Raw genomic sequence first — 7,983 nt, 5'->3', positions numbered from 1 at the left:
ATTTTATCCCGGAAATTTTGCCGAGGCAAAAACACCTTTTATCTGGAGGTCTTTGCGCGGGTCTGTTATTGAAGTCTCTCCGTATCAATACAATCCGGTTACAAAACAACTAATTGTCTATAAGAACATTCATGTCCAGGTGAAATACAACGAACAGGTGCAGGGACAAAATGAATTGAACGGTCAGCCCGACCCGGTTTTGAAACCCGTTCAGCAGCAGTTTGTAATCAATCCTTCCTCTGAGAAATATGCCCAAATGGGCGAAAGTGGAAGTATGTTGGTGATTTCTGCTCCCAACCTGATGGATGAAGTGACTCCGTTGGTAAACTGGAAAAATCAGAAAGGAATCCGTACGGCATTGGTTTCTACGGTAACCGCCGGAACAAATGATGCTGCTATTTTAGCTTACATTCAAAATTATTATTCTTCACATCCTGAATTGACATATGTTTTGTTGGTAGGAGATCACGCAGATGTACCTGCGCATACCTATGGAATATCCGGAGGAGAAGATTTGTATTCGGATTCTTATTACGGACAGCTTACGGGGGCTGATTTTTATCCGGAAGTATTCGTGGGGCGTTTTTCCGGAACGGAAGCGAATATTACGACGATGGTGAATCGTACGCTGGAATACGAGAAAAATCCAATGGCGGGTGATTGGATGGAGCGCGCAATCGGATTGGGATCGGACGAAGGAGGTGGTTTTGGTGACGATAATGAAGCCGATTGGCAGCATCTTCGGAATATCAGAACGGTTTTGATGAATTACGGCTATACGGAAGTTTCCGAGTTTTACGATGGTTCTCATGGTGGAAACGATGCAAACGGAAGTCCGAATTCAAACATCATTCTGCCAGTAATCAATTCTGGAATCGGGTTGTTTAATTACACCGGACACGGTGATGTCAATTTGTGCGTAAGCGGAAACTTCCAAAGTACACACATCAATCAGGCAACAAATAACGGAAAATACCCTTTTGTGATTTCAGTAGCTTGTAATAACGGAACATTTATGACGGGAACCTGCATTTCAGAAGCATGGCTCAGAGCTACGAAAAACAATACACCTTCCGGAGCAATCGGAGCTGCGGGTTCATCTATTTTAATGGCATGGGCAGAACCGATGCAGACCCAGGACGAAATGGCGGATATTATCGGACAAACGAATCCGAATAATCACAAAACAACTTTGGGAGGTTTGTTCTACAATTCGCAACTATCCATGTTGGAGAAATATCCTTCCGGAAGCGGGGAGGAAGTGATGCAAACCTGGGTTTTGTTCGGAGACCCTTCCGCTCAGTTCAGAAATAAGCAAACGTTACCTTTGTCGGTGAATCATCCCGGGAATGTGCCGTTGAGTACAACTTCAGTAACAGTTTCCTGTAACGTAGAAGGTGCTTTGGTAGCCATTTCACAAAACAACATACTTCTTGGATCAGCGATTGCTTCAGGAGGACAAGCAATTATTACCATTCCTGCATTGGCGACAAATGATTATTTGCTGGTAACGGGAACGAAACAGAATTACGCAACTTACCAGAATACAGTTCAGGTTGCTGACGGACCTTTGGGGCTGGAAGAGCAGGAACTTACATTTGAGATCTACCCGAATCCGGCAAACAATGAATTGAACCTGAAGGTTGTACATGGAATGGTTGAAACCGTTCGAATTATCAGTTTGGATGGAAAAACTGTTTTGAACCAGGAAATGAATGGAGATCAAGTATCAATCGGAACGGCTTCACTTCGTTCAGGATCGTATATTCTTGAGATGAATTCGAAAGGACAGAGTACGCGTAAACACATTCAGATTTTGCATTAAAAAATGCGCTGAAACATTGATGGATAAAGGGCTGTTCCTTCCCGATACTATCGGGACCGCGAACATGCAACCTGGTGTGTGAAATCAGACAGAATAAGTTTCGAAAAAATCAAAAGACTTTCCTCCAACGGAAGGTCTTTTTTTGTCCTTACCTTTGCCTCATGAAAGAACTGGATATTTTAGTTGTTGGAGCGGGAGCTGCGGGTTGCTTTGCTGCAATTCGTGCATCTGAATCATTCAAAGGAGCTAAAATTACCGTTTTGGAACGGGGGATCAAACCGCTTGCGAAAGTGAAAATCTCCGGAGGAGGAAGGTGCAATGTAACGAATGTCCTTTCCGAACCGGCCGCATTGTCGAAGCATTATCCGAGAGGAGAGCGTTTTCTGAAAAAAGCATTTTACCAGTTTTCGAGTAACGATATGAAAGCGTGGCTGGAACAGCGAAAAGTTCCATTGAAATTATATCCTGATGGGTGTTATTTTCCTTTAAGCAACGATTCACAAACAATTATTGATTGCTTTTTGGGAGAAATGAAACAGAACGGAGTGGATTTGTTGTTGAATCAGCGGGTAGAATCTATCCGCAAGTTGGAATCCGGACGCTTCGAAGTGAAAACACCCGAAATGACTTTTTCTACCCGATCGGTAATTCTTACAACCGGCGGACAACCCAAAATTTCGGGATTCGAATTGCTGAACGGTTTTGATCTGAAGATTGTTTCGCCCGTTCCGTCGTTGTTCACATTCAATATGCCGAACGAAGCGATTAAGGAATTGATGGGAATTGTCCAGGAAAATGCGCAGGTGAAGATTGTAGGTGAGAAATGGTCGACCGGCGGACCTTTGTTGATTACTCATTGGGGAATGAGCGGTCCGGCAGTATTGAAATGTTCTGCTTTCGGAGCACGAATCCTGGAGCAAAAAGGCTATAAGTCTAAAATTTCGGTGAATTGGACCGGAGAAGAAAGCCAGGAAACGGTTCGTGAAATCATTCAGGAATTCGTGAAATCCAATAAATTGGTCACGAATGCACCGCTTTATGAGATCAAAACGCGTTTGTGGACATATTTAATTGAAAAAGCGGGAATTCCGGCTCATTTCAAATGTTCTGAACTGACTGCAAAGCATCAGAATAAATTGCTGGAGGTTTTAATGAATGATTTGTATTCGATGGAAGGAAAAACTACTTTCAAGGAAGAATTTGTAACAGCCGGCGGAATTGATTTGAATGAAATCAATGTTCAAACCATGGAGTCGAAGAAATATCCCGGCCTCTTTTTTGCAGGAGAGGTAATGGATATTGACGGAGTAACCGGTGGATTCAACTTCCAGGCTGCTTGGACAACTGCGGCAATTGCCGGGCAAAATGTATTACAAAATAAGTAGAAAATGATTCGGATAGTTTTATTCCTGGTATTGGGATTGATGGTTTCATGTAAGTCTCCAAAGAACAGTGCAGCTGTTGTTGAACCTCCAAAAACAGAGCGCAAAACCAGGGTGGAAGAAGTCGTGGACGAAGTTCCGTATGCCAATGATACGGTTACAAAATCATATCATTTAGGGGTGGTTCGGAGCTTAAATTGTGGATATGTAGTTGATATTACGATACATGAAGGTTTTAGCCTGTATTTTAACCCGACAAACCTTGACTCAAAGTTTGAGGTAGACGGACTTCGCTTAAAACTAAAGTACAGAAGAGGACGACCGGCAACCTGGGGCTGCACGAAATACGGACAAATCGAAATTGTTGAAGCCTTTGTGGTTCGCTAATTACAATTGGTTCATCAATACGCGGTACAAACTGATCATGGATTCAATATCTTTCTTGTAGACCTTCTCTTTGGGAGTATGCACATTGTCTTCCGGAGCACCAATGAAACACCAGTCGATGGGAAGATCTGATTTCTGAAGCACAGAACCGTCACTTCCACCTGCAGATTCCACTTCCAATTGATACTTGATTCCGGATTCCTGTGCAATCGAAATAATCTTGTTCAGGTATTTTCTTCTCGGAAGCATACTGTCGCGCATGGAAACTGCTACTCCGCCTTTGTGAACAACTCCGTGCGTGACCCAGGTAATGTCGCAAATCAATGCTTTAAAAACATCGTAGTTGTTCATCAGGTATTTGGCACATGCTCCAACCGAATTTCCTCCATGTTCTTCATAGGTCGAAAAAACAATTGCTCCGTTTTCCAATGTTTCCGCCAGTTGAAGGGCAACATAAACTCCCAAACGGTTGTCGAGATAAGGAGATTGGATGTATTCTTTGGTTTCTTTGAAATCCGGTTTGAAGGAAAGTAGCGTTCCGCGTTCAACTATGCGATTGCTTAACAATTGAATACGCTGCTGCCCGGATTCATTTTCAAAAATCATCAATTCTCCTTCCACATCGCCCTGAGAGTCTTTCCCCACAAGCAACGTTCCGTCGATATTTTTCGGTCCGCCAACGCGGATCAGTTCATTTTCATATCCTACGGAATAACCGATAGTATCCATGTGCGCATAAACAGCAGTTCTTGGAGCTCCGAACACAAGGATCAATGCATCCTGGAAGCCGGTTCCATCAATGATATGGGGTTTGGATTTCCATTTTGACGCATTTTCGCGGACATATTCTTTGATAAACGATTTGATATTCGATTCATCGCTTGCAACGCCTTGAATGCTGATTAATTCCTGAAGTAATTCGCTATTGGATAATTCCATGGTTTTCAATTATAATGTGTTTTTCCTCCGGAAGCAGGAGGTTCAATTCAGAGATTTGATCGAGAATGTTTAATTCCGAAACAGGAATCTGGATGTCTAATTTACAGGAAAGCTGGAAATCCTGCAGTACAATTTTTGCCGGACTGTTTTTTAAAACTCCCATGACCTGTGGCATTTCATCGTAACTGTAACGAATACTGATGAGTATTTCGTCTTCCTGTTCAATGATCGAAGCGTTTTCTAAAGCCTCTTTCGATGCAGTGCGGTAGGCATGAATCAATCCACCGACTCCCAGGTTAATCCCGCCGTAATAACGCACAACGGCAATTAAAACATTTGTCAGGTCGAAGGATTGAATTTGTCCCAGGATCGGAGCTCCGGCAGAATTCGAAGGTTCACCATCATCGCTTGCACGATAACGCTTCTTATCGCTTCCTAAGCGAAAAGCAGAACAAACATGAACGGCCTGGTAATGTTCTTTTCTCAGTCGTTGAATATGTTCCTTGATTTCATCTTCCGTTTTACACGGAATAGCGAATGCCAGAAACTTGGATCCTTTTTCTTTGTAAAATCCTTCGCTTGTTTCTGTGATCGTTCTAAACTTACTTTCCGACATGATAAGTGACAAAGATACGAAGAATGTGAATGAAGTTGTCCGATGAGGGAGGGTGATTTGTTTTTAGGAGCATTTAGAATGTCCGGTTTTCCTTGATGAGAAGAGTGTATTTCAGGTTTTTGGGAATTCCCAAAAACCCAATTTCCCAATATTGGGACGAGTCTGAAAATGAGATAGATACAAATAAAAATGGCTTCCATTAAGAAAGCCATTTGATTATTTATTGAATTGTCAATTTCTTTTCAAGGTCCTCCAGGTAAACACGGAACTGTTTATCCGTTTCTGAAAGATTAATAACGGTTCTGCAAGCGTGAAGTACCGTTGCGTGGTCTTTTCCTCCGCAATGCGCTCCGATACTTGCCAAAGATGATTTGGTCATTTTCTTGGAGAAGTACATAGAGATCTGGCGAGCCTGAACAACTTCGCGCTTACGGGTTTTTGATTTCAGCATCTCAATTGGTAAGTCGAAATAATCGCAAACTACTTTTTGGATGTAATCAATGGAAACCTCACGGGCAGTGTTTTTCACAAACTTATCAATCATTTGCTTTGCCAAATCAAGCGTAATTGCTTTTTTGTTCAAAGAAGCCTGAGCCAATAATGAAGTCATAGCACCTTCCATCTCACGAATATTCGTGTTGATGCTGTATGCAAGGTATTCAACTACTTCACGTGGAAGTTCGATTCCGCTTCCGTACATTTTCTTCTCCATGATCGCGATACGCGTTTCCAAATCCGGAGTAGAAAGATCAGCAGATAATCCCCATTTGAAGCGGGAAAGCAAACGCTGCTCCATTCCCTGCATTTCAACCGGTGGTTTATCCGAAGTCAAAATGATCTGTTTTCCATTCTGGTGTAAATGGTTGAAGATATGGAAGAATACATCCTGTGTTTTCTCTTTTCCGGAGAAGAACTGCACATCATCAATGATCAATACATCGATCATCTGATAAAAATGGATGAAGTCGTTGGTTGTCTGATTACGAACCGCATCAATAAACTGGTGCGCAAATTTTTCAGAGCTAACGTAAAGAACTGTTTTATTTGGAAACTGATTCTTTACACCGATACCGATTGAATGCGCTAAATGCGTTTTTCCCAAACCAACACCACCGTAAATCAAAAGCGGGTTGAAAGCTGTTCCTCCCGGTTTGTTTGCAACGGCATATCCGGCAGAACGTGCCAAACGGTTACAGTCACCTTCCACAAAGTTCTCAAAAGAATAAGCAGGATTCAGGTTTGAATCCACGTTTACCTTTTTCAATCCCGGAATGATAAACGGGTTTTTAATCGGGTTATCGCTGATGTTTAAAGGCATGTTCACAGGTGCATTCTTCACCGCTTTCTTATTGGAAGCCGGAAGTTTCACCGTGTAAGGATTTGAATTGCTTGCGGAATTTTCCATTACAATGCTGTATTCCAAATGCCCTTCCTGGCCAAGTTCTTTTTTAATCACCTTCTTCAATAAAGTGATGTAATGTTCTTCCAACCATTCGTAAAAAAAGTGAGATGGAACTTGTATTGTCAGAACGTTGTTTTCGAGCTTCACAGGTACAATCGGCTCGAACCAAGTCTTGTAGGCTTGAATCGGCAGATTGTCTTTAATAACTTTCAGACAGGAATTCCAAATAGCGTCATGGTTGGCACTCATTTAGCAGGGTATTTAAAAGTTTATAATAATTTGTTAATAAAAAAATAATCAGCGTAATAGATTCATAGCTTAACTGTTAAGCAGTCGAATTATTTGAGTGAGCAAATATTTACATAAAAAAGTGAAAAAAAAAGTTCTTTAGGGGTTGATTATTTGAAAAGTTTTGCATTGTATTGAAGTAATCCTTTAATATCGGCTTCTAATTTTCTTAAAACCTGTTGATAGTTCGATGAATAACCAATTTTCATAGCTAAATGTTAAATTTTGGTATTTAAACTAAATAAATTGTTCTTAATCAAAGGTACAAAATTAGATCGCATTCACATTCATTTAATGTTTTCAAAATATACGTCAGCCCCTGATATTTTTCTACTCTTAAATCTAAAAATAGTTACGACATTTAGCAAAAAATATTTTCAAGAAAAAAGTACATGAAGACTTCCTTCGAATTTCCGACAAAGGTTCGTGTAAGATATGGCGAAACCGATCAGATGGGATATTGTTATTATGGAAATTATGCAGCTTATTTTGAAGTGGGGAGAGTGGAAGCGATGCGTTCACTTGGAATGAGCTATCGCGAATTGGAGGAAAGTGGTGTGATGCTGCCGGTTAGCCATTTCGAAGTGGATTATTTCAAACCGGCTTTGTATGATGATGAATTGACGGTTGTAACGGCGATTACCGAATTGAAAGGACCGCGCTTGTTTTTTGAGTATGCGTTATACAACGAAAAACAGGAATGCATCAGCAAAGCGAAAACAACGCTGGTTTTTGTATCGAAAGAAAATATGAGGCCGATTGCGCCGCCAGCTGCTTTTGTTGAATTAATGGAGAAGCATCATGTTTGAATCGACTTATTTTAGATTACAGCTTCCGGAAGAAAGTCATTTGAAGCAATGGCTTTCGGAACGTGACGGAGAGATCCGGATCGGGCAGAATGTATTGTTTCGTGGAAAATCAGAGCAATGGAAAGAAAAGAAATTCCATGTTTTGGGAGTGAAAGAAGATATCGGTCCGCGATTGAATGGTGGAAAAGGTGGTTCTGATCGTGCTTTCGATGCGTTTATAACGCGCTTTTTGGGAGTGCAGTCCAATCAGTTTCTGAACGGGAATTCCATTTGTATTCACGGATTTGTTGAGGCTTCAGAGGTAATTGAAGTGCTTTCGAATGCCTTGGTGGATG

Annotated in this window: 7 protein-coding genes and 1 pseudogene; 5 read left to right on the top strand and 3 right to left on the bottom strand. The window is 41.4% G+C overall.

Features of this window, described 5'->3' with window-relative positions; translation table 11 throughout:
• From Q1V93_RS08260 to Q1V93_RS08250, 3 genes are all read left to right on the top strand, one after another.
• Positions 1-1,825: C25 family cysteine peptidase (locus Q1V93_RS08260; RefSeq protein WP_300663656.1), on the top strand; the 1,825-nt coding region annotated here is incomplete at its 5' end.
• Positions 1,826-1,986: 161 nt separating this feature from the next.
• Positions 1,987-3,210: an NAD(P)/FAD-dependent oxidoreductase gene (locus Q1V93_RS08255; protein WP_300663654.1), complete on the top strand. Its 1,224-nt coding sequence runs from the start codon at positions 1,987-1,989 to the stop codon at positions 3,208-3,210.
• A gap of 3 nt (positions 3,211-3,213) precedes the next feature.
• The gene (locus tag Q1V93_RS08250; protein ID WP_300663652.1) at positions 3,214-3,594 is read left to right on the top strand and encodes a hypothetical protein; all 381 of its coding nucleotides are present in this window, start codon (positions 3,214-3,216) and stop codon (positions 3,592-3,594) included.
• On the opposite strand, the gene Q1V93_RS08245 is transcribed toward Q1V93_RS08250, so the two are convergent.
• The 3 genes from Q1V93_RS08245 to dnaA all read right to left on the bottom strand — a co-directional run bounded on the left by Q1V93_RS08245 (position 3,595) and on the right by dnaA (position 6,800).
• Positions 3,595-4,533, bottom strand: a complete 939-nt coding sequence (locus tag Q1V93_RS08245) for a M20/M25/M40 family metallo-hydrolase (protein ID WP_300663650.1) — start codon at positions 4,531-4,533, stop codon at positions 3,595-3,597.
• Positions 4,517-5,149, bottom strand: a complete 633-nt coding sequence (locus tag Q1V93_RS08240; RefSeq protein ID WP_300663648.1) for a YigZ family protein — start codon at positions 5,147-5,149, stop codon at positions 4,517-4,519. Before Q1V93_RS08240 ends, Q1V93_RS08245 begins: the two co-directional genes overlap by 17 nt.
• 220 nt (positions 5,150-5,369) lie before the next feature.
• A complete protein-coding gene (gene dnaA / locus Q1V93_RS08235; RefSeq protein WP_124745203.1) occupies positions 5,370-6,800 on the bottom strand; it encodes a chromosomal replication initiator protein DnaA in 1,431 nt (476 codons plus the stop codon).
• Between the two features lie 431 nt (positions 6,801-7,231).
• On the opposite strand from dnaA, the gene Q1V93_RS08230 reads away from it, so the two are divergent.
• The gene (locus tag Q1V93_RS08230; RefSeq protein ID WP_300663645.1) at positions 7,232-7,648 is read left to right on the top strand and encodes a thioesterase family protein; all 417 of its coding nucleotides are present in this window, start codon (positions 7,232-7,234) and stop codon (positions 7,646-7,648) included.
• Positions 7,641-7,983 (top strand): annotated as a pseudogene (locus Q1V93_RS08225) (hypothetical protein); the annotation flags it as partial. The gene Q1V93_RS08230 and the pseudogene Q1V93_RS08225, both read left to right, overlap by 8 nt.

The sequence above is a fragment of the Fluviicola sp. genome (assembly GCF_030151805.1).
In the GTDB taxonomy this organism is placed as follows: domain Bacteria; phylum Bacteroidota; class Bacteroidia; order Flavobacteriales_D; family Crocinitomicaceae; genus Fluviicola.
Note: the sequence above shows the minus strand (reverse complement) of the source record. Positions and strands in the feature narration are given on the sequence as shown.